The organism is Lutispora sp., assembly GCF_041687175.1.
GTDB lineage: Bacteria > Bacillota > Clostridia > Lutisporales > Lutisporaceae > Lutispora.
The window spans coordinates 42949-64308 of the sequence record NZ_JAWLCK010000002.1; the positions used below are offsets into that span (position 1 = coordinate 42949).

Here is a 21360-nt window from a genome sequence, read left to right on the forward strand (position 1 = left end):
TCATTATAAAGAGGCATTACTGGAGGCAGTATTACTATGAAAAAAGGATACAAAGGATATAAGGCGTATCAATACTTAGAAAAAGATATAGACTATAAAGGTTTTGAACTGGCAAAGGAAGTTGATAGAGTTGAACCATATTTGATTCCATTAAATCCTGAGGATGAAAAAAGAGTAGAGAATATCATAAAAAATAACATTGTCATATCACTTCACGACCACCCCATTATAACACCAGCTAATATAAATGAGCTTATGGACTATGAGAGAGAAGGCAGAGAGTGTACCGCTTATGAAGGTTTAGCTCATTCATGTCTTGATGTGGTCTTCGACAATATGATGGACGGTACATGTATTATAGGATCTAAGGCTGGTTGGAAGTGGAATGATGTAATACATGATATGGGCATCAGATCCTGCGACATCGCTCATCAGGATTTTCTCATAAAGGGCAGCGATTTGGATGATATTTATAAAGCTAAGAGTGAAGAAAAGATTGCCTGGTTCATTTCTCTTGAAAGCGCCACAATGATTGAAAATGAACTAGATAGAATTGATATACTCTATGGTCTTGGTGCCAGAATGATGGGGATAACCTACAGTGAATCAAATTGTTTGGGTTCTGGTTTGAAGGAGAAAAATGACGGTGGCCTTACAGCCTTCGGACGTCAAGCTGTAGAACGTATGAATAAGGTAGGTATGGCTATCGATGTATCCCATTCAGGGGATAAGACAACCATGGATACAATAAAGGTCAGCAGTAAGCCTGTATTCATAACTCACATAGGCGCAAGAGCCTTATGGAATATGAAGAGACTGAAACCTGATGATGTATTTAAAGCCTGTGCAGATAAAGGTGGCGTAATAGGCATTGAGGCAGCACCCCATACAACCATTACGAAAAAGCATCCTAGACATGACATTGAATCCTATATGGAGCATTTTGAATATATAAAGGATCTGGTAGGCATAGATCATGTGGCCTTTGGTCCTGATGCATTATTTGGTGACCATGTTGGTTTGCATAATCTATTCAGCAGCAATATGTCCATTGCTGAAAATACAGCAGGACAAAGTTTCGATAAGGTAGATTATGTAAAAGGTCTGGAAAACCCGGCAGAAGCTTCGCACAACATTGTAAGATGGCTTGTGAAACATGGCTATTCCGATGAAGATATAGCTAAAGTGTTGGGTAAAAACATAATAAGGGTACTAAAAGAGATTTGGTATTAAAATTAGGAGGTAAAAATTATGGGTTTGAACAAGAAATATGACGGCTATGTAGCATATCAATATTTGGAAAAGGATAAGGATTATAAAGGCTTTAAGTATCCAAAAGGAGTAGGAAGGGTAGAAGAATATTATATACCTCTGAATGAAGAACAGGAAAAGCGTGTTCTGGATATTGCCGAGAAGTATATATTCATATCCTTGCATGAGCATCCAGTGTTATTCCCGGAAGATTTAAGCCAGTTGCCAGAGTATATCAGAGAAGGAAGGCAGCCTGCTGACTATGAAGCATTGTCAAAATCTTATCTTGATGTTGTTTTTGATAATATGATGGATGGAGTATGCACTATTTCATCAAAAAACGGATGGAAATGGAACGATGTACTTCATGATTTAGGAATGAGGCTGTGCGATTTAGCCCATCAAAGCATGGTGATCCGCTGTGAGAAGGTGGAAGATATGATAAGGGCACATAAAGAAGGGAAAATTGCTTTGGTTCCAGTTATAGAAGGTGCTGCAATGTTGGAAAATGAAGTTGATCGTGTTGATATACTATACGGTTTTGGTGTAAGGATGATGGGAATCACATATAGTGAATCCAATTCATTGGGTTCAGGATTAAAAGAAAAGAATGACGGTGGCCTTACAGCTTTAGGATACAAGGTTGTTGAAAGAATGAATAAGGTTGGCATGGCTATAGATTGTTCTCATGTAGGGGACAAGACTACTATGGATGTAATAAATGCAAGCACTAAACCAATTTTCCTGTCCCACTGCGGTGCAAGATCCCTCTGGAACAGCAGAAGATTAAAGCCCGATGATGTGATAAAAGCGTGTGCTGACAAAGGTGGAGTTATAGGTATAGAAGCTGCTCCACATACAACACTTACAATTAATAATACCCAACACTCCATCGAATCCTTTATGGAGCATTTTGAATATATAAAGGATATGGTTGGAATAGATCATGTTGCCTTCGGACCAGATACTTTATACGGAGATCATGTGGGACTTCACCGTACATTTGCTTCTAACCTTTCAATTAAGAGCGCTCATGAAGGTTCGGCAGAATTTGAAGAAGTTGAATATGTAAAAGGTTTGGAAAATCCTACAGAGGCATCTATAAATATAGTAAGATGGCTTGTTAAGCATAATTATTCAGACCAAGATATTGAAAAAGTTCTTGGTGGAAATACCATAAGAGCCTTAAAGGAAATCTGGGTATAATCGAGAATATGTTACATTGTGCTAGTTTGATTAGTAGTCGACTAGCACAATATATTATTTGATAATATTCGAAAAAATTATTGGATAGGAGGATTCTATGATTACTTTAGAGGAGAGAGCTATTCTTAATGAGATAAGCTTTAATGAGCCAAAGTTGCTTTTATACAAATTTAACAGTCTGATACGCCAGTCAGGCAGTGAAGATGAAAGGAAGGCTGCCTACTATATAGCCGAAAGACTGAACAACTATGGCATAGACAATGAGATTTTATGGCCGGAGATATATCTGAGCACTCCCATTAAAGCAGAATTGAAGATAATTGGATTAAATAAAGAAATCAAAGTTAAGACTCCTTCCTATTCAATGTCTACAGGTGACAAATGGGTAGATGGAGAATTGATTTACGCATCAAGCTATCGCCCTCCTTATGCCACTGATGAATTTGAATATAAGCTTAGATTTGAAAACGATCCTAAAGATAAAATCGTAATATGTGAGGGAATCCCTTCTCCTGATAAGGTAAACGATATTATAAGCAAAAAAGGTGTTGCAGCTATTTTTATTCAGCCTGGAGAAAACATACATGAAGGAATTTGTACATCTGTATGGGGCAGTCCCGGATATGAGGATTTGCCAAATATCAACAGGATACCTGTGGTATCTGTAAACAATCCAGATGGCAAAAGGCTTATTGAGAAATTGAAACATAGTAAGGTAAGGGTAGCATTAAGAACCGTTCTGGAAGATGGATGGAAAAAATGCCCCTTGGTTTTAGCCAAGATACTTGGATATAAAAATTCTGAAAAATTTCTGCTGCTCCACGGACATATGGATTCATGGCATAAGGGAATAGGAGATAATGCTCTGGGTAATGCTACCATGCTGGAAATAGCAAGAGTACTTAAGAATAATCAGGATAAATTGAAGAAAAGCGTATGGATTGCATGGTGGCCTGGACATTCTACCGGTAGATTTGCAGGCTCTACCTGGTTTGCTGATCATTTTGCCATGGAACTTCATAATAACTGCATAGCTCAGGTAAACTGCGAATCTACAGGATGTGTCAATGCAGAAACATACGATGGTATTATGTGGACAGAAGATATGGATGATTTTTGCAAAGACCTGGTCACCAGTGTTACAGGAATAAAACCAAAATGGAAAAGGCCTCAGCGTGCAGGGGATTATTCCTTTAACAATATAGGTGTTTCTTCATTTTTTATGTTAAGTTCTACTATGAGCAAGGAAAAAATGAAGGAGCTAGGTTATTATGAAGTCTATGGCTGCGGTGGCAATATAGAATGGCATACTGAAAATGATGATCTGAGAATTGTAGATGAAAATATTTTCTTAAGAGACACCAAGCTATATTTAGCAGGCATATACAGAGCGGTCAATGAACCTCAGCTTCCTATAAAAATTAACAAATTATTGAGCTCTATGAAAGTTTATCTAAATGAGTATCAAATTGCGGCAGGAGACAGTTTTGACTTAAGTGTAGTTTTTGATGAGATAGAAAATCTTGAGAAATCAGTTGATGAACTATATAAAAAAGCAGATGAATATAGAGATGATAATGAGAAAAGTGATAGGATTTGCAACACTATCCTTAGAATTATAAGAAAGCTCATACGTATCAATTACACAAGCAGGACAGAGTTCAAACATGATGCAGCAGTAATGCAGCCTCCTATACCAGATATAGCGCCCGTTATCATGATTAATAATATGGATGAAAATGATCAAAAGTTTTTGATTACTCAGTTAATAAGAGCAAGGAACAGAGTTATTCATATTTTGAGAGAGTGTCAGCAAATTATTATCGACATATTACAATAAAATTTGACAAAAACCGCAGAGACAAGTGTATAATAGAAGCTAAAAACAGTACATTGGAGTGTTCAAAATGGCTAAATACAGGATCGCAGTAGTAGCAGCAGACGAAAGAATAGGAAAAGGATTTAAAAACCAGTTGGAGAGCATATTTCATGATGAAATGGAAATTGTTACTCTTAACTTAGAGGATGACCAGGAGCTTTTTTTAGGATTTGACCTCATTATGGCTGCCAGCTCTGCCATACGTGATGAGGTTAAGAAAAAGGCTCCGTTGAATGCAAAGATAATTACTGTAATACGCAATATTAATACATTAGAACTCTATAAAGTTTTCAATATAGAAGCAGGAGCCAAGGCTCTTGTTGTAAGCAACTATTTTTATGCTGCAAAAGAAACTGTAGATTTGCTTAAAGAGATTGGCTTAAATCATATTGAATATATACCTTACAGTCCCGGAACAAAGTTGCATGATTGGGAGCTTGATTCCATAGACCTTGCTATAACCGCCGGGGCTTCTGATTATGTACCTAAAAAAATCAGCAGGATAATAGATTTAGGGTTAAAAGTTATTGATATATCAACTATTGTAGAGGTTATCTTATATCTAGGTCTGCCCTTGGAGAGGATAAACCTCTTTTCACTAAGGTATATGAAGGAATTCATTTCTCTAAACAGAAAAATTAGTGACCTTAAGTCTACACTGGTTGCAGTATTGGATGCTTCTTCTGATGGAATAATGGCCTTGGATTTAGACGGCAATGTAATATTTAAAAATAACAGAATCAAGGCATATTTAGGAACAGATAAGGAAATTAGTGAAGGAGACAACATTGCTAAATTTATTGACAATGTTAATATAATAAATTTCATAAAAAGCTTCGATGATAAAGACAGCGATGTATTTAATATAAACAGAAGAGATGTAATGATAAACAAAAACTACTTGAGCGATAACCAAAAGGTTACAGGTACAGTGGTAAGCTTTAATTATGTTTCCGAGATACAGAATAAGGAAAAAGAAATAAGAAAAAAGCTAGTAAACAAAGGAAATGTAGCAAAATACGATTTTTCCGATATAATAGGCTGTAGCAAAAGCATAAGAACAGTTACAGAGATGACCAGAAAAGTTGCAAAGACGGACCTTTCAGTGCTTATTCTTGGAGAAAACGGTACAGGAAAAGAGCTTTACGCTCAAGCCATACATAGAAATTCCTCTCGAAGGGACGGACCTTTTGTTGCAGTAAATTTCGCTGCTTTGCCTGAAGGTCTTGTAGAGAGCGAGTTGTTCGGTTATGAAGAAGGAGCATTTACCGGAGCAAAAAAAGGTGGTAAGCGAGGACTATTTGAATTAGCACATCTAGGTACTATATTCCTTGATGAAATAGGAGATGCTTCTCTGAGCCTCCAGGCAAGGCTGCTTCGAGTTATTCAGGAGAAGGAAGTATTAAGGGTAGGAGGTATGAGCCCCATACCTGTTGATGTCAGGGTTATTGCAGCTACTAATAGGAACCTGAAGGAAATGATCAGGTTTAATCAGTTTCGACAAGACCTTTATTATCGTTTGAATACTATAACTATAAAGGTTCCTCCATTAAGAGACAGAAAAGAAGATATAAAATATATTATAAATTATTATATGAGAAGCTTAAAAGTTGAGAAGAAATTCACAAAAGAAGCTATAGATAAGCTTATCAAATATGATTGGCCCGGCAATGTGAGAGAACTTGAAAATTTAATACATTATGTAGTTGAAATTGTAGATGATAATATCATCGATGTAGGCGATCTTCCCATAGACATTACTGAAGGCTCGGACATAACAGAGGAACATGATGAAGGTGTGGTAGGTATTATTAAAAGCCTGGAGAATATCTGCCCTATAGGAATATTTACAGCTGTATTAGAAGAATTGGAAGTAGCTGATGATTCATATGTGAGAGCCAGCAGGGCATACCTTTTAGATAAGCTTTTATCAAAAGGTGTAAATACCACCGACAGCACTTTAAGGAAGGTGTTAAAGGAACTGGACAGTTGGGGCTTCATAAATGTGGGAAGTACAAGACAGGGGACAAGGATAAACCAGAGAGGGAAAACTTTTTTAAGTCAGCTTAAGACAATAAATGGGGATATATATAACTTTATCTCTTTGTAGGTGTAACCTTTGTACAACTCCTTAATAGATTATTAGTGAGAAAGACATGTTTTCAAATAATAATCTATTAAGGAGGTTTATGTAAAATGTTATCATGTACGGATTTTGTCCGTCAATCGCTGGGGTTGCACCTTTTTTTCGCAAGAATAATGAAGGAGCATTCCTTCTTCCTCGAATTAGGGTTTACCCCGAGAGATGCTAATTTTACACAACGAGCAGATGCATTTAGAATGGAATTTGAAAAACTATTAAAAGAAGTCATCATACTATCTGACGGAGTTGTGGATCCACGTATTCTCCAATCGGGAGAGGTTATTACGCCATATACGCTTAATGCCGAATTGGTTACTGAGTTTTACACTGGAGTAGACTTACCAACGGATCTCACACGTGCAGAAGCAGGATTATCTGGAGGGGTATGTCCAGAAGTCAGTCCTGTATTGAAGAAAAAGGTATGTGAGCTTAATGAAAAAGCCATATGCCTGATTGCGGCATTGATAAGATTTAAAGAGGAGATTCTTTCCAATGTTTTGTCATGCAGAATGTTTACCTTAAACTATCCACTGCTGATTGAGCATATCATGCGAGAGGCAAGGCTTTATCTCTCGTTGGTTCAAAAACTTCAAAGAGGACAAATGATTGATGTAGATAGAGAAGCCTTTGAGCAGGAAGCATTTTGGAACAGAATAATGGCAGAACATGCAAAATTCATACGTGGTTTGCTTGATCCAACAGAGGAACAATTGATAAATATTGCAGATAATTTTGGAGATGAGTTTGACGAGCTCACATGCAAAGCAAAAAGAGCAATTGACCTGACTCTGCCTATTTGCCATGTTACTTGCGAAAGCCTTAAAGCTACATTAGCCATCCGTGACTTTAAGGCCCAAGCAACACAGGGGTTACTGGCATGCAGAATCAGATCAATTATTGTACCATTATTAGGAGACCATGTATTAAGAGAAGCTAATCATTTTCTCCGATTGCTGAAAATGGTTGCCGATTAATTACTATTTAAGATGTTAATCACTGTCATATCATATGATAAAGCATTAATGATATGGCAGTGATTATTTATGACGTAATATTATGCATCACTTAGTTTACATCAGGGTTTTAATGTTCCTGCAAGAAATAATTTTTACCAATCTTGTAATGATCATAGGCACTTAATATATTATATGCAAGCATCAGCATAAATAGTAGGTTATGCGTTTAAACAATAAGCTATATGGTATAATGAAGACATATCTGAGAATACCTATAGCTGCAGCCTCAGTTACTATTTACTGTTGTTTCACATCCAATATCATCAAAACTGTATTTAGCTTTCTTCCGGGAGCTGTAATCATCTTGCCTTTGGCATAAAGAGCAGACGAGGCTCCACCATCAAGGTTCATGGCTTTTACACAGCCCAGTTCCAGCATGACCTGAGCCAATTCGGTCATATTAAGATTACCTCCGGTTACCAACTTAAGCTTGTTATCCTTGGTAATACCAATAGCAGATCTTTGAGCTCTGTTTACAGTTATCTTGTCTTCCTTGAATCCTTGTGCTACCGCATCTGCTATAATCTTGCCATCCTTCACCAGGTATGGGCCTGCTGAAATCATATGTTCCACCTTTTGTATATCTATTGCTGCTGCTTCAGTGTTCTGTGTTATTGCTTCTGCTAAAGCAGCAGTGTTATCTGCAACAGCCTTCTTTATTATATTATCTGTATCCAAAACCAAAGTATCTTTATGGAAAAAGTCTACCGTTTTGCCTACAGCGAATCTTTGATTTATATAATCATCATTGGCTGCATCCTTGCCATAGTATATTACAAATCCATCCTTAGGTATGGAAATGTTTGTGGTTTTCAAGTCTATTTTGGAAACCCTTTTATTTGAAACAGTAATTGCTTTCCCCTCCGGCACAGAAAGGGAGCTTCCTCTTTCTGGAGTATATAGATAAACTCCCGTAGAATCTATGGGTTTAGAGTTTATATACCAGACATTGAAGAGATTAAAGTCCATACCGTTCTTTGCATTATCCCAATAGTTTTTTGTTTCTTTATCAACACATCCGTATAAAAGGGTCTGTTTGGCCGATGGTGCAGGGGCAGCTGCCTTTTCTTCTGACTTTTCTTTGCTATCCTCCAAAGCAGGCAAAGCTTTATAACTTAGCTCCACGGTTCTTCCAATTCTGAATCTGTCGTTTATGTACTTGTCATCAGCGGCATTTGCTGCATAATAAATTATATATCCATTTGATGGTATTATAGTTTCCTTTGGGTTTTTTGTTACCTTTGTAATCTTGTTTTCTATAACCTCTATGGCAGTTCCGGTTTCTAACCAGATACTTGTCCCTCTTGCAGGGGTATAGATATATACTCCAGTGCTGTCTTTGGAAAGGTTATTTATATACCAGACCTTGAAAAGATTAAAATCCATGGCTTGTCTTACATTATTCCACTCATTTTGTCTTTTTCCATCCAGGTATCCGTCTATTTCTACTTTAAAATAATCCATATCCACCTTATTTTTATCCTGAATAAAAAGCGAAGCATTCTTGCCCTCTAGATATATAAATTCCTTGTTTTTTATTATCGAACCATAGGGTTCCAGTGAGCTGTATGCATCGAAGAAATTAGCGTTTATAGCTGCTATAGGCTTCTTCCGATTTATCATTGACATAAAGTCCTCGGATCCACTCACCTTATCATTTGCTGTAACTACCTCCAGTACCATATCAGGACTGTTTAAGTCTATAGTTACCACATTTACTGTTTTGTTTGAATCAGCTACCTTAATTGTATGAGTGCCAACTCCTACATTTTCAGGAGCAGAATATACAATAGTTAGAGTGTTGAATATAATTGAAATTGCCAATATCAAAGTGAATATCTTTTTCATAATATCCTCCTATGCTGTCCTAAATCTTTGATTTTAATTATACCATAGAATAGAAAGAAAACAGCACTTTGTCTAAAAAAGAAGAAAATTGTAAAGAAAGCCTCAGACTTGAGTTATTGTGCTGCTAAGTGTATAATATTGCCAATATAATTGAGGATAGCATAAGAGGAGGTGGAGCATATGATCAAAGTCGTATCCAAACATTATGTTAAAGAAGGTAAGGTTGAAGAATTCGTAGAGAATGCGAAAAGAATGGTTGAGGCTACAAGAAAAGAAGATGGTTGCATAAGCTATGGATTGTTTCAGGATGAGAATGATCCTAAAATACTCACTTTTATAGAAGAATGGGAAGATATATCTGCATTGGAAAAGCATAAGACTACAGAACATGTTAAAAGTATAGTTCCTATTTTAAAGAATCTTGACAAGAGACCCGGTGACCTCAATATATATAAACAATTAGTATGATAATAGGGGTCAGGCTTGAAAAAGAATAATTCATGCCTGACCCCTATTATCATATTGAAGAATCTAGTATTATATATTAAACTATAAAATAGTTTAATCATTAAATTATTTAGAAGGTGAACAAATGGAGATAAGCTATGATATGAAAGAGCTGGATAAGATATCCTATGAATTGCACAAGAAGCTTTTTGCTAAAATCACTGAGGGCATTGATATTCCTGTCACAAATACTCAGATATATATGCTGTTTTATATAAGAACTCAAGATGAGTGTGTGGTAAGTGATATTGCCAACTATTTGGGAGTTACCTTGGGGGCTGTTACAAGCCTGGTTGACAGACTCTATGATTTTGGCCTGGTAAATAGGTTCAGAAGCGAAATCGACAGACGACAGGTAATAATAAAATTGAGTGAGAAAGGAGAAGGACTGCTTAGGAAAATAGACATAAAGAGAAGAGAGATATTTGACTATTATACAAAAGATATAGATAAAGAAGAAATTATATATCTGAGTAAAATAATGGAAAAGATAGTTATTAAGATACTGAATTCATAGGGGCAAGGAAGATTATAAGCATATATGCAAATGGATTAGGAGGACACATATAATGAAAAGAAGTTTATTACTTATTGTACTAATAGTATTAAGCATGAGCCTAAGCATGGGATGCAGTTCACAACAAGCTATGGAAACTGCTGATGTGACTTGGGAGCAGCCTACAACAGTAGAAGTTGCCAAGGTTGAGGCAGGACAGATTGAAAATTTTGTCAGCTATAGTTCCAGAGTAAAGCCGGCACAGGAAATAATGGTACTGCCCAAAGTGCCAGGAAAGGTCCTCAAAATAAACTTTGATCTTGGTGATAGAGTTAAAAAGGGGCAAATATTGTTTGAATTGGATAAGACAGATGCACTGCTACAGCTGAATCAAGCAGCTGCAGCAGTAGATATGGCAGAAATCAATCTAAAAAAAATGTCCGGTACTACCTATGAGCAGCAGATGCTTCAGCTTAAATCTGCAGTGGCTTCTGCGGAAATAAACTATAACGATGCGAAAACAAATTTAGAGACTATAAAAACTTTATATGAAGTAGGGGCAGAATCAAAGTTTAATTACGATCGAGCAAAATCCCAGCTTGAACTTGCAAAGCAGCAGTATGAGACTGCTAAAGCTAATTTGGAATTGACAGAACAAAAGAGCTTTGCTGAAAACATTGAAACAGCTCAAGCACAGTTAAATCAGGCCAAGGCTTCCTATGACATTGCAAAAAATGCTGTGGATAATATGAGTGTCAAATCCCCCATAAGCGGAGTTGTCTCTGCAAAGAATGTAAAGGTTGGGGAGTTTGTAAGCAACACAACTCCTTCATTCATAATCATAGACGATTCCAGCTACATTATTGAAGTAGATGTAAATGAGGATGTTATAGGAAAAGTGAAGATAGGAGATAAAGTGAAGGTCTCTATAGGCTCCATAGCAGAGGAAGCATTATCGGGGACTGTAGTAGCAGCGGCCCCTTCAGCTGATGCGATGAAGCAGACATACTTGGTAAAAATAACTCTGGATAACCCGCCAAGCACCATAAAAGGAGGCATGTTTGCTCAAGTGCAACTGATTCTGGATAGAGCAGAAAACTGCATTTTGGTTCCTTTATCTTCCGTTGTAGAGGAAGAAGGCAGAAAATATGTATTTGTTATCAATGGTGATAAAGCTATAAAAACAGAAGTTGATACCGGTATATTTAATGATAATGAGATCCAAATAATACATGGCCTTAACGAGGGTGAAACAGTTGTTGTAAAGGGTCAGAATTTCTTGAAAGATGGATCAACAGTAGTTATTTCAGATAATTAAGAGGTGTAAAAATGAGAATACATGAAATATCCGTAAAAAGACCGGTAGCCATACTGATGTGTGTCTTGATTGTACTATTGTTGGGTGGAGTGTCCCTCTCCAAGATACCTGTTGACTTGATGCCTAATATAAGCTTACCCATTGCCATTGTTTCAACAAGTTACTCAGGTGTTGCCCCACAAGAGATTGAGACTATTGTTACAAAAAACATAGAAAACGCAATTGCTACCGTAAACAATGTAAAATCCATTCAATCAATTTCCAGCGAAGGGAATTCCATAGTCATTGCCGAGTTCAATTCCGGTACGGATATGGATTTTGCCACTTTGAATATGAGAGAGAAGATTGACATGATCAAAGGGTATCTACCTGATGATGTAGGTGACCCTTTGGTTATGAAACTAGATCCCAATATGCTGCCAATAGTGACAATAAGCGTAACCAATGGTTCAGATGATATAGCACTGAAACATTTTACAGAGGAAAATATCAAACCAAGATTAGAAAGACTGGCAGGAGTAGCTTCAGTGAACGTTGCAGGAGGGAGAACCCAAGAGATACAAGTTAATGTGGATCCCCAAAGAGCTGCAGGTTATGGTGTATCCCTAAACCAGATCATAACTATACTGCAAACTGAAAACTTGAACCTTCCAGGCGGTACAGTGGAATACGCAGATAAGAAACTTTTGGTTAGAAGTACAGGAGAATTTGAAAGCGTTGAGCAGATTAAAAATATACCGCTTACCATGTCCAATGGAACAACCATATATATTCGCGATATAGCAGAAGTTGTGGACACCAATAAGCCAATTGATTCATACAGCAGGACAAACGGCAGAAACAGTATGAGCATTAGTGTCCAGAAGCAGACAAATGCCAACACTGTTAATGTAACAAGGGCAGTAAAGGGAGAATTAGAGAAGATTGCAAAGGAATACCCTGATTTGAGTATCGATATAGTGTTTGATCAAGGTGAATATATAGAGATGTCAGTCAACAATGTGGCAAACAATGCGATAGTAGGTGGAGTACTGGCAGTACTTATTTTGTTCGTTTTCCTTAAGAATATAAGAACCACATTGATTATTGCTACAGCTATACCAATATCCATAATCGCTACTTTTGTACTGGTGTATTTTGCCGGAATATCATTGAATATAGTTTCCCTGGGAGGTCTGGCTCTTGGTGTAGGTATGCTTGTTGATAATGCTATAGTGGTTTTGGAAAACATATACAGACATCGAAATGAAGGTCTCAGCAGGGTTGAAGCTGCATTGTCAGGTGCGCAGGAGGTAGGAAATGCCATTTTGGCTTCTACATTTACAACTATAGTGGTATTTCTGCCCATAGCGTTTACAGAAGGAGTTGCAGCTCAGATATTTAAGGAGATGGCTCTGACCATAACCTTCTCATTGCTGGCTTCTTTAATAGTAGCTTTATCCTTTATACCGATGCTAAGTTCAAAGTTCTTAAAGATGGTTAAACCCCATGAAGTTTCAAGAAACAGTTTACTCAACAAAATATTTGATAAATGGGACGATGCAATCAACGGAATAGATAAGCTTTATCAGAAGATATTGGTATGGGTGCTGAAGCATAAAGTAAAGACAATAGCTATAGTTCTTTCAGTATTTATATTCAGCTTATTTCTTATACCCTTTATTGGCTCAGAATTTATGCCTGCAATGGATCAGGGTATGTTCAGTGTAGATATTGAAATGCCCAAGGGGAGTTTGGTAGAAAACACCAATGATGTAGCAATAAAGCTGGAAAATTTGCTTTCTGAGATTCCCGAACTGGATACCATGCATGTAAGTGTTGGTGGTTCAGGTGTCATATCCATAGGAGGCGGTTCCAGCGGTGATTCGGCTTCTATTAGCGTAACTTTGAAGCCTTTAGCTGAAAGAGAAAGAAGCACATCAGAGATTGTGGAAGAGGTGCGGAACTCAGTTAAAAATATTGCTGGCGCCGATATAAAGGTAACCGACCTATCTGCAAGTTTTGGAGGGATGAGTAGCGGCAGCTCAGTATCCATCCAGATAAGCGGGCCAGATTTGGAAATATTAGAGGAAATATCCAAGGATATTGTAAAAATTGTCTCAGCAACAGAAGGAACCAGGCAGGTTGAATCCAGTATCTCAGAAGGAAGACCTGAAGCTCAGGTATATATAAATCGAGATAAGGCATCAGCTTACGGATTGTCTACTACCCAGGTTGCTTCTGTCATCAGAACAGCTGTAGAGGGTAGAGTGGCAACAACTTATAAAGTCAATGGGACAGAAATAGATATAAAGGTACAATATCCAGAAAATACACGAAATACTCTGGAACAGTTAAAATCAATATCAGTACTATCTCCTTTGGGCATGCAGATACCTTTGTTGGATATAGCCGAAATAAAGATTGAGCAAGGTCCAACCAGCATAAGCAGAGCAGATCAGGAGCGTTATGTAACAGTAACAGCGGATGTCTTTGGAAGAAGCTCAGGTGATGTAAATGAAGAGCTGAAAGAGAAGATAAGCAGCTATAGATTGATTGATGGCTACTCCATTAAGTTTACAGGTGAAAATGAGCAAATGGTGGAAGCCTTCCAAGACCTTACTTTAGCTTTGATATTGGCAATAATTTTGGTCTATATGGTTATGGCAATACAGTTTGAATCATTGGTGCATCCGCTAACTATTATGTTTTCAGTGCCTGTTGCATATTCCGGCTCAATATTCGGCCTTGCAATCACCAATAAACCACTCAGTGTTCCTGGATTTATAGGTGTGATCATGTTGGCTGGTATAGTTGTAAACAACGCCATAGTATTGGTGGATTATATAAATACCTTAAGAGGACGAGGTATGGATAGGGATGCTGCAATCATCAAGGCGGGACCTACAAGGTTGAGACCAATTCTTATGACTACTTTGACCACTATATTGGCCATGATACCATTAGCTCTAGGGGTTGGCGAAGGAGCAGAGGCAATGGCCCCCATGGCTATAGTGGTAACATTCGGACTGACAACTTCCACTTTATTGACATTGCTGATAGTGCCAGTGGTATACTGCTTGTTTGATAATATATCAATGAAATATAAGACTAAAGTAAAAAAGCCTAAAGCACAGTTGGATGTAAATCCATAAATAAATAATAGGGTCAGGTAATGGAAACCTGACCCTATGTAATTACTCCTGTTTTTTTACCATATCTTGATGTCTATGTATTAGTGACTTCATAATTGTCTTTTCTACCTTGGGGTTTCCATTCTTGCAGTACTTCTTCATGAGTGAAGCTTAAATTGACATGTTAACCTGGTGGGTTTTCAATATTCCAACCTCCATAGTAAATTTTTCATATGAAATTTTCTGTTATTATGTAATCAATTATTCTATATTAGATTTAATAAAGCATCATAAAGAAAACATAATCACCATAGCTTATATAAAAGGCATTTGTATGAGAACTTTTAATTATGGGTGGTGATGTTTTGTCTGCTCTATATATCAGTGTAGTGCGCAATTTTTTTATCGCTTTTGGTGTGGTTATTGGAGCCAGTATTTTTGCAGGCATAGCAGCAATAATTACAGACCATCCTCCACTTAAAGCTATGGTTGATTTGGCAGGATCTATAAAGATATGGGCCATGGCTATTGCGCTGGGCGATACATTTTCTTCTTTTGCGGCTATAGAAAAGGGTATCTTCGGAGGAGAATTCAAATCTATTATTAAACAAGCTATATATGTGCTGACAGCACTTTTAGGGTCCAATACTGCCTATGGATTTATAAAGCTGATTAAAAGGAGCAGTGAATTATGGGTCAAATGAGAAAGCCTGGCTCAAAGATACTACTTTGTTTTGTAACAGGTATAGTTGCCGGCATGCTAATGGGCGCAGCCACTATAAGCGTTGTTGTTAGCTATAGGATGGATCAATTCTATGAAAGGATTGCATACCTTGAAAATACTATCAAAGATAGGGATGCTAAACTTGAAGCTCTTGAAAAGTCAGTTAATACCAGAAAGATTGTTTTGAAAGATATAGAGGTAGTATTAAATTTTGAAGGAGATGAAATAGACAAAATTAAGATAGAAAAAGCTGTAAGGGAAAAATATGCTTTGCTGTTGGGGAAAGAAGTAAAATCAATGGACGGAGATATGATAGTTCAAGTGGTGGATAACAGAATTATGATGACGGAAAAGGGTCAATACAAGCTTAAAGTAGAAAGACTAGTATTGACCGAAATATTGAAAATATGGATATTAGCTAAATCATTGGATTGAAATATAAATTGAAGCTGCTGAATAAATCAGCAGCTTTTATGCTCATATAAATTATGAAAGCTTAGCTATGACATTTTCAATATCCAGGCAAGCTTTTGTTATGGCTTTTTCTCTGCCAATATCCGGCATATCAACTCCTTCCACCAATATTTTTTCAAATCTTTTGACTCCCAAAAATTTAAATGTATCCTCGAAATAGTCAACACCGTGATTGAATTTTCCAGAGAGGAGTTTTGGATACTTACCTCCTGAAGATTGAATGTAAATCATGTTTCTTTCTTTATCATCCAAAAGACCAGTTACTTCTTCAGGGGATACTTTAATGACTCTATTATTAAGTATGATGCAATCTATATATCTTTTTAATATGGAAGGATAGCTTACACTCCACATTGGTGCGGCAATTACATAGGTATCAGCCCTCAAGAACTGATCACATAATTCATTTACTCTATCCACTGCTTTTTTATCATCCTCTGATAATGCTTCATATTCAGCTCCTGACACTGGTTCTGCTCTTTTCTTAAATATGACATGGTTTATTTCGGGTATATATTCAGTGTAAAGATCCAGTTCTTCAACCACATAATCAGGATTTTTAGTAATAAAACGATTTACAAACTGTCTTCCAACTGTTTTGCTTACAGAAAGTTTTTCAGGTTTAGAATTTACGGTAATATATAATAATATCTTCAATATATCACCTCCCAATCGTAAATATTATTTGTTTTAGGCGTTTATTTATACGAAGAAAAATGTTTTCAATGGAAGCCTTTCTAATAAATTAATGGCAAAAATTCCTCCAATATCACAGTTTATTTTTTTAAATCATAATCAAAATACTAATATAACAAGGCTCAAAAATGTGCCCAATTTTATTTGTATCGTTTATACAAATTAAGGAGGAATGAAAAATGGCAGATATGTTTCCTTATGGGAAAAACCATTTTATGTTGCCTAGTGATGCTTTCTCATCTTTTCCTATATTCTTCTTTGATGATGATTATTCCATGACCAGCCCAGGGAAGGGAAATTTTAAAGTTGATTTGAAAGAAACAGAAGACAATTATCTTGTGGAAGCAGACCTACCCGGAGTGAAAAAAGAAAATATAAATATAGAATTTCATAATGGCAATTTGACCATCAGCGCCAAGAGAGATGAAACTGTAGAAGATAAGAAAGAAAACTATGTAAGGCGTGAAAGGCATTATGGTGAGTTTAAGAGGAGTTTATATATAAAAAATGTTGATGAAAATAAGATAAATGCTTCTTTTAATGATGGTGTATTAAGAGTGACTTTGCCTAAATTGGAGAAAGGCCCCGATAGTAGGAAAAGGATAAATATTCAGTAGGAATAGCAATAGGAAGTGCAAACCTCAGGAGCATTCTACATTGAGCTTCTCCTGAGGTTTTCCATTGCGTTAATAGTTGCTTGAAATAAAATCCCTTAATTCTTCAAGCCTGCATTCTGTTGAATCAAGCTTTTGCATATCGAGAGCAGCAGTGTATTTTAAGCCGCTTCCTGTTACTATGCATACTATCTTTTCATTTCCTTTTAAAATACCTTCTGTTTTTAGCTTAATAATGGCAGCCAAGGGAACAGCTGAAGCAGGCTGCCCAAATATGCCCTGCTCTGCCATCAAGGCCTGAGCCTTTATTATTTCCTCATCAGATACTGCTGTTGCTTTTCCGCCATTGCTTCTCAGAGTTCTTAATACCTGATTGCCGCTTGGAGGATAGGGATTTTCTATAGCATGGGCTATGGTATGAGGATTATCAACCCTGGCTATGGTATCATTGCCATCTTTGAAGGCTTTATATATAGGGGAGCAGCCCAGGGCTTGAGCGCATATTATTTTCGGTACATGATTTATCAAACCACAGGCCTTAAACTCTCTGAAGCCTTTTTCAATACCTCTTATGTTGCCACCTGAACTGGTAGGGACAATAACATAATCAGGCATTTGAAAGCTAAGCTGTTCGCATATCTCATAGGCAATGGTCTTGGAACCTTCTACCCTCATAGGAGCATCTGAGTTGATGAAATAGATGTCCTTATCCTTCCCTATCTCCAGACTTTCAAAATATAAGTCACCGTAGTTTCCTTCAACTTTTATAAGATGAGGGTTATATATGGCTATAGGGTTGATTTTCTCTTGTGATATATCTTTGCTCACCAGTACAAAGGTCTCCATATTTGCTGCAGCACCGTAAGCGGCTACAGATGTGGCCATATTTCCTGTGGATACTGTTCCGATTTTTTTATAACCTAATTTTTTAGCATGCATTACACCATATGCTGTGCCTCTGTCCTTAAAGGACCAAGTAGGATTTTGACTTTCATTTTTTATGTACAAGTCGCCAATGCCTATGCTTTCTGAGAGTTTCTTCAAATTTGTCAATGGCGTAAATCCTTCTCCCAATGATACCTCATATTCCTTATGAAAGAAGGGTAAAAAGTCAGCATATCGCTCCCAAATGGTCTGTGTCAGGATATTCCCTTCTTTGATTTTACCTTCATTAACCCCTTCTATTACAAGTTCCAAGGGTTCATTGCAAACACTGCAGCGAAAAGCAGCTTGATTTGCTTCAAATTTTTGTCCACAACCAGTACAATGTATCGATACACTTTTCATAAATTTCCTCTCCTTTCGACAATTCCTTGCTTCTTTACTTTTATATAGAAAAAGAATAATATATAATCCATTTATGAAATCTAATGATATTACACCTTTTATGTCATTATCATATAACCTATTTATGTTGTCAATGAAGCTTAAAATGATATAGTATGCATGAAAAGATGGGAGAATTGTTATGGATGTAAAGATAAAGAAAGTTGCTTTTTTGGGATTATTTATGGCTTTATTGGTTATCGCTACCACAGTATTTCGTTTCCCTGTGCCTACATTCAACCTTTATTTTAACTTAGGAGAAGGAGTAATATACCTGGTAGCACTTATATTTGGAGGTCCTGCTGGTGCTATAGTAGGAGGAGTAGGCTCTGGTATGTCAGATATTTTAGGGGGCTATCCTGTATGGGCTCCCATAACATTGCTGATAAAAGGTACTGAAGGATTTATAGTAGGTGTGTTATCAAAAAGAACAAAACCATACCTGGCAGTAGCAGCTGGAGCAGCTATTATGATGATAGGATATGCAACAGCGGCAGGCCTATTATATGGTGCCGGTGCTGTGCCTGTTGAGCTGGCAGGCGATTTCGTACAGGTATCTGTAGGAGGAATAATTGCACTAATGCTTCATTATAGACTAAAAAAATACATCATAGGGCGGTGATAACATGTTAAGAGATGATATTTTTAAAATAGGAAAAGTGCCACCTGAAATACTAAAGACGTCTGTATATCCTTTCTTAGGAAATAGAAGAAAAGAGGTTCTGGTCCACTCGGGTTTAGGTGAAGATTGCAGCATAATAGACTATGGTGAAAATGTAGCCGTTGTTTCCACAGATCCGATTACAGGTGCCGATAAAAACAGCGGATATATTGGGGTTTATATATCCACTAATGACATTGCCGCCTGTGGTGCAAAGCCTATTGGAATAATGGTTACCCTTCTTTTGCCTGCAGGTTCCAATGAAACTATGCTGAAAGATATAATGGAAGGAATCCATAAAGGAGCTAACAGCATTGGAATAGAAGTTTTGGGGGGACACAGTGAAATTACTGATGGGGTTGTGAAGCCCATAATATCGGTAACTGCATTGGGAATTGCCAAGAAAGATGAGTATGTAACCTCTTCTGGAGCTAAGCCGGGAGATGATGTGATAATAACAAAGGCTCTTGGCCTTGAAGGAACAGCTATTTTGGCAGCTGATTATGAGGATATTTTGAAGGAGAAACTGGGAAATGAACTGGTATCGAGAGCTAAAGCTTTTATAGATAATATAGGAGTGGTGGAAGAAGGAATCACTGCAGCCAAAGTTGGAGTTTCTGCCATGCATGATATAACAGAGGGAGGACTATTGGGGGCAGCCTATGAAATTGCTGAGGCTTCCGGGGTAGGCATGGAAATTTTTGAAGAAGATTTACCTATTTATCCTGAAACTAAAGCCATATGCGAGTTTTTCCAAATCAACCCTCTAGGGCTTATCTCAAGCGGCTCCATGCTGATTTGTACTCCAAAGGGTAAGGAAGTCATAGAGGCATTAAAGTCCAAGGGTATAAGGGCAACCATAGTCGGGAAGGTTACAAAGAAAGATAAGATTTTGATATCAAAGGGCAACCAAAGTCTCATCATACCTCCAGAGAGAGATGAGCTTTATGTGGCTATAGAAAGGGCAACTCAAAGGATTTAGAAATGAATAATTAAGTTTGTTAATAATAGAATATATTTGTAATGAAGAAAATTTGGAGGTTTAAATTATGGCTAAAATTGCAAAGAGTCTTACAGATTTGATTGGAAATACTCCCCTTCTTGAACTTTCCAACTATAACAGAACAAATGCTCTAGGAGCAACTGTAATTGCCAAGCTTGAGTATTTCAATCCAGGAGGCAGCGTAAAAGACAGGATAGCATATGCCATGATAAAGGATGCTGAGGATAGAGGTGTGATTAATTCAAACACCACCATAATCGAACCAACCAGCGGAAATACGGGTGTGGGTTTAGCTTTGGTAGCTGCTGCAAGAGGCTACAAACTTATAATTACCATGCCGGAGACATTCAGCATAGAGAGAAGGAAACTCCTGGCAGCTCTTGGAGCAGAGATTATATTGACCACTGGAGCAGATGGTATGGCAGGAGCAATAAAGAAAGCACAGGAACTGGCATCAGAGATTGAAAATTCATTTATTCCTCAGCAGTTTGAGAATCCTGCCAACCCTGAGTATCACAAAAAGACAACTGCAGAAGAAATATGGAGGGACACAGACGGGAAAGTTGATATTTTTGTGGCAGGTGTAGGAACTGGTGGTACTATTACAGGGGTAGGAGAGGTATTAAAGAAGAAGAATCCTGATGTAAAGATAGTTGCAGTTGAACCATCAGATTCTCCTGTGCTATCTGGAGGTCAGAAGGGTGCCCACAAAATACAGGGCATAGGTGCAGGCTTTATACCAAAGATAATAAATTTGGAAATAATAGACGAGATTTTCAAGGTTGAAAGCGATAGTGCCTTTGAAACATCAAGAAAGCTTGCAAAAAGTGAAGGACTGCTTGTAGGCATATCGGCCGGTGCCGCTCTTTATGCAGCTTCTGAAATAGCAAAGAGGTCAGAAAATAAGGGAAAGACTATAGTGGTGCTTTTGCCTGATACAGGTGAAAGATATTTATCTACTGAATTATTTGTATAAGAAAATCTAAATCAAAAGGCTGTTAATCTGTTTCAAGATTCAACAGCTTTATTTTTCTTCATAATATCTCCATAATCATTTAGTATAATACAGAAATGATTATGCAACA

Annotated in this window: 18 protein-coding genes; 15 read left to right on the forward strand and 3 right to left on the reverse strand. The window is 37.2% G+C overall.

What is annotated here, in order from left to right:
• Positions 1-36 precede the first annotated feature (36 nt).
• From ACESM9_RS00850 to ACESM9_RS00870, 5 genes are all read left to right on the forward strand, one after another.
• Positions 37-1233, forward strand: coding sequence for a dipeptidase (locus ACESM9_RS00850; protein ID WP_372994319.1), 1197 nt, complete (start codon positions 37-39; stop codon positions 1231-1233).
• Positions 1234-1251: 18 nt separating this feature from the next.
• Positions 1252-2457 carry a dipeptidase gene (locus ACESM9_RS00855; RefSeq protein ID WP_372994321.1) on the forward strand — a complete coding sequence of 402 codons (1206 nt, stop codon included), beginning with the start codon at positions 1252-1254 and terminating at the stop codon, positions 2455-2457.
• Positions 2458-2554: 97 nt separating this feature from the next.
• Complete coding sequence (locus ACESM9_RS00860; protein WP_372994323.1) at positions 2555-4297, forward strand: M28 family peptidase; 1743 nt, start codon at positions 2555-2557, stop codon at positions 4295-4297.
• A 67-nt stretch (positions 4298-4364) separates the two neighbouring features.
• The gene (locus ACESM9_RS00865) at positions 4365-6446 is read left to right on the forward strand and encodes a sigma-54 interaction domain-containing protein (protein ID WP_372994325.1); all 2082 of its coding nucleotides are present in this window, start codon (positions 4365-4367) and stop codon (positions 6444-6446) included.
• Positions 6447-6532: 86 nt separating this feature from the next.
• Positions 6533-7453, forward strand: a complete 921-nt coding sequence (locus ACESM9_RS00870) for a DUF2935 domain-containing protein (RefSeq protein WP_372994327.1) — start codon at positions 6533-6535, stop codon at positions 7451-7453.
• Positions 7454-7732: 279 nt separating this feature from the next.
• On the opposite strand, the gene ACESM9_RS00875 is transcribed toward ACESM9_RS00870, so the two are convergent.
• Complete coding sequence (locus ACESM9_RS00875; RefSeq protein WP_372994329.1) at positions 7733-9343, reverse strand: phosphodiester glycosidase family protein; 1611 nt, start codon at positions 9341-9343, stop codon at positions 7733-7735.
• A gap of 180 nt (positions 9344-9523) precedes the next feature.
• On the opposite strand from ACESM9_RS00875, the gene ACESM9_RS00880 reads away from it, so the two are divergent.
• From ACESM9_RS00880 to ACESM9_RS00905, 6 genes are all read left to right on the forward strand, one after another.
• Positions 9524-9811 carry a putative quinol monooxygenase gene (locus ACESM9_RS00880; protein ID WP_372994331.1) on the forward strand — a complete coding sequence of 96 codons (288 nt, stop codon included), beginning with the start codon at positions 9524-9526 and terminating at the stop codon, positions 9809-9811.
• A gap of 124 nt (positions 9812-9935) precedes the next feature.
• On the forward strand, positions 9936-10367 hold the full coding sequence (locus ACESM9_RS00885) for a MarR family winged helix-turn-helix transcriptional regulator (RefSeq protein WP_372994332.1): 432 nt from the start codon (positions 9936-9938) through the stop codon (positions 10365-10367).
• Positions 10368-10419: 52 nt separating this feature from the next.
• Positions 10420-11664 carry an efflux RND transporter periplasmic adaptor subunit gene (locus ACESM9_RS00890; protein WP_372994334.1) on the forward strand — a complete coding sequence of 415 codons (1245 nt, stop codon included), beginning with the start codon at positions 10420-10422 and terminating at the stop codon, positions 11662-11664.
• 11 nt (positions 11665-11675) lie between these two features.
• Entirely contained in the window at positions 11676-14798 is a 3123-nt protein-coding gene (locus tag ACESM9_RS00895) for an efflux RND transporter permease subunit (RefSeq protein WP_372994336.1), read from the forward strand.
• A gap of 344 nt (positions 14799-15142) precedes the next feature.
• Positions 15143-15481, forward strand: coding sequence for a YtrH family sporulation protein (locus ACESM9_RS00900; RefSeq protein ID WP_372994338.1), 339 nt, complete (start codon positions 15143-15145; stop codon positions 15479-15481).
• Entirely contained in the window at positions 15469-15936 is a 468-nt protein-coding gene (locus tag ACESM9_RS00905; RefSeq protein WP_372994340.1) for a hypothetical protein, read from the forward strand. The genes ACESM9_RS00900 and ACESM9_RS00905 overlap by 13 nt, the downstream gene beginning before the upstream one ends.
• Before the next feature lie 51 nt (positions 15937-15987).
• Here ACESM9_RS00905 and ACESM9_RS00910 read toward each other — a convergent pair whose 3' ends face one another.
• Entirely contained in the window at positions 15988-16632 is a 645-nt protein-coding gene (locus ACESM9_RS00910) for an FMN-dependent NADH-azoreductase (protein ID WP_372994342.1), read from the reverse strand.
• A 218-nt stretch (positions 16633-16850) separates the two neighbouring features.
• On the opposite strand from ACESM9_RS00910, the gene hsp18 reads away from it, so the two are divergent.
• On the forward strand, positions 16851-17288 hold the full coding sequence (gene hsp18 / locus ACESM9_RS00915; RefSeq protein WP_372994344.1) for a heat shock protein Hsp18: 438 nt from the start codon (positions 16851-16853) through the stop codon (positions 17286-17288).
• Positions 17289-17357: 69 nt separating this feature from the next.
• On the opposite strand, the gene thrC is transcribed toward hsp18, so the two are convergent.
• Positions 17358-18572 carry a threonine synthase gene (thrC, locus tag ACESM9_RS00920; RefSeq protein ID WP_372994346.1) on the reverse strand — a complete coding sequence of 405 codons (1215 nt, stop codon included), beginning with the start codon at positions 18570-18572 and terminating at the stop codon, positions 17358-17360.
• 181 nt (positions 18573-18753) lie between these two features.
• Here thrC and ACESM9_RS00925 point away from each other — a divergent pair, with 181 nt between their 5' ends.
• The 3 genes from ACESM9_RS00925 to cysK all read left to right on the forward strand — a co-directional run bounded on the left by ACESM9_RS00925 (position 18754) and on the right by cysK (position 21251).
• Complete coding sequence (locus ACESM9_RS00925) at positions 18754-19233, forward strand: ECF transporter S component (RefSeq protein WP_372994348.1); 480 nt, start codon at positions 18754-18756, stop codon at positions 19231-19233.
• Positions 19234-19237: 4 nt separating this feature from the next.
• On the forward strand, positions 19238-20254 hold the full coding sequence (locus ACESM9_RS00930; protein WP_372994350.1) for an AIR synthase family protein: 1017 nt from the start codon (positions 19238-19240) through the stop codon (positions 20252-20254).
• Positions 20255-20321: 67 nt separating this feature from the next.
• Positions 20322-21251 carry a cysteine synthase A gene (gene cysK, locus ACESM9_RS00935; RefSeq protein ID WP_372994352.1) on the forward strand — a complete coding sequence of 310 codons (930 nt, stop codon included), beginning with the start codon at positions 20322-20324 and terminating at the stop codon, positions 21249-21251.
• The last annotated feature ends 109 nt before the right edge of the window (positions 21252-21360 follow it).

Bases quoted from the DNA above. Each gene is read 5' to 3' on its own strand.
- ACESM9_RS00850 (WP_372994319.1), top strand. From the start codon at position 37: ATGAAAAAAGGATACAAAGGATATAAGGCGTATCAATACTTAGAAAAA.
- thrC (WP_372994346.1), bottom strand. From the start codon at position 18,572: ATGAAAAGTGTATCGATACATTGTACTGGTTGTGGACAAAAATTTGAA.
- ACESM9_RS00865 (WP_372994325.1), top strand. From the start codon at position 4,365: ATGGCTAAATACAGGATCGCAGTAGTAGCAGCAGACGAAAGAATAGGA.
- ACESM9_RS00870 (WP_372994327.1), top strand. From the start codon at position 6,533: ATGTTATCATGTACGGATTTTGTCCGTCAATCGCTGGGGTTGCACCTT.
- ACESM9_RS00925 (WP_372994348.1), top strand. From the start codon at position 18,754: ATGGATGTAAAGATAAAGAAAGTTGCTTTTTTGGGATTATTTATGGCT.
- ACESM9_RS00860 (WP_372994323.1), top strand. From the start codon at position 2,555: ATGATTACTTTAGAGGAGAGAGCTATTCTTAATGAGATAAGCTTTAAT.
- ACESM9_RS00875 (WP_372994329.1), bottom strand. From the start codon at position 9,343: ATGAAAAAGATATTCACTTTGATATTGGCAATTTCAATTATATTCAAC.
- ACESM9_RS00880 (WP_372994331.1), top strand. From the start codon at position 9,524: ATGATCAAAGTCGTATCCAAACATTATGTTAAAGAAGGTAAGGTTGAA.
- hsp18 (WP_372994344.1), top strand. From the start codon at position 16,851: ATGGCAGATATGTTTCCTTATGGGAAAAACCATTTTATGTTGCCTAGT.
- ACESM9_RS00855 (WP_372994321.1), top strand. From the start codon at position 1,252: ATGGGTTTGAACAAGAAATATGACGGCTATGTAGCATATCAATATTTG.
- ACESM9_RS00895 (WP_372994336.1), top strand. From the start codon at position 11,676: ATGAGAATACATGAAATATCCGTAAAAAGACCGGTAGCCATACTGATG.
- ACESM9_RS00885 (WP_372994332.1), top strand. From the start codon at position 9,936: ATGGAGATAAGCTATGATATGAAAGAGCTGGATAAGATATCCTATGAA.
- ACESM9_RS00930 (WP_372994350.1), top strand. From the start codon at position 19,238: ATGTTAAGAGATGATATTTTTAAAATAGGAAAAGTGCCACCTGAAATA.
- ACESM9_RS00890 (WP_372994334.1), top strand. From the start codon at position 10,420: ATGAAAAGAAGTTTATTACTTATTGTACTAATAGTATTAAGCATGAGC.
- ACESM9_RS00905 (WP_372994340.1), top strand. From the start codon at position 15,469: ATGGGTCAAATGAGAAAGCCTGGCTCAAAGATACTACTTTGTTTTGTA.
- cysK (WP_372994352.1), top strand. From the start codon at position 20,322: ATGGCTAAAATTGCAAAGAGTCTTACAGATTTGATTGGAAATACTCCC.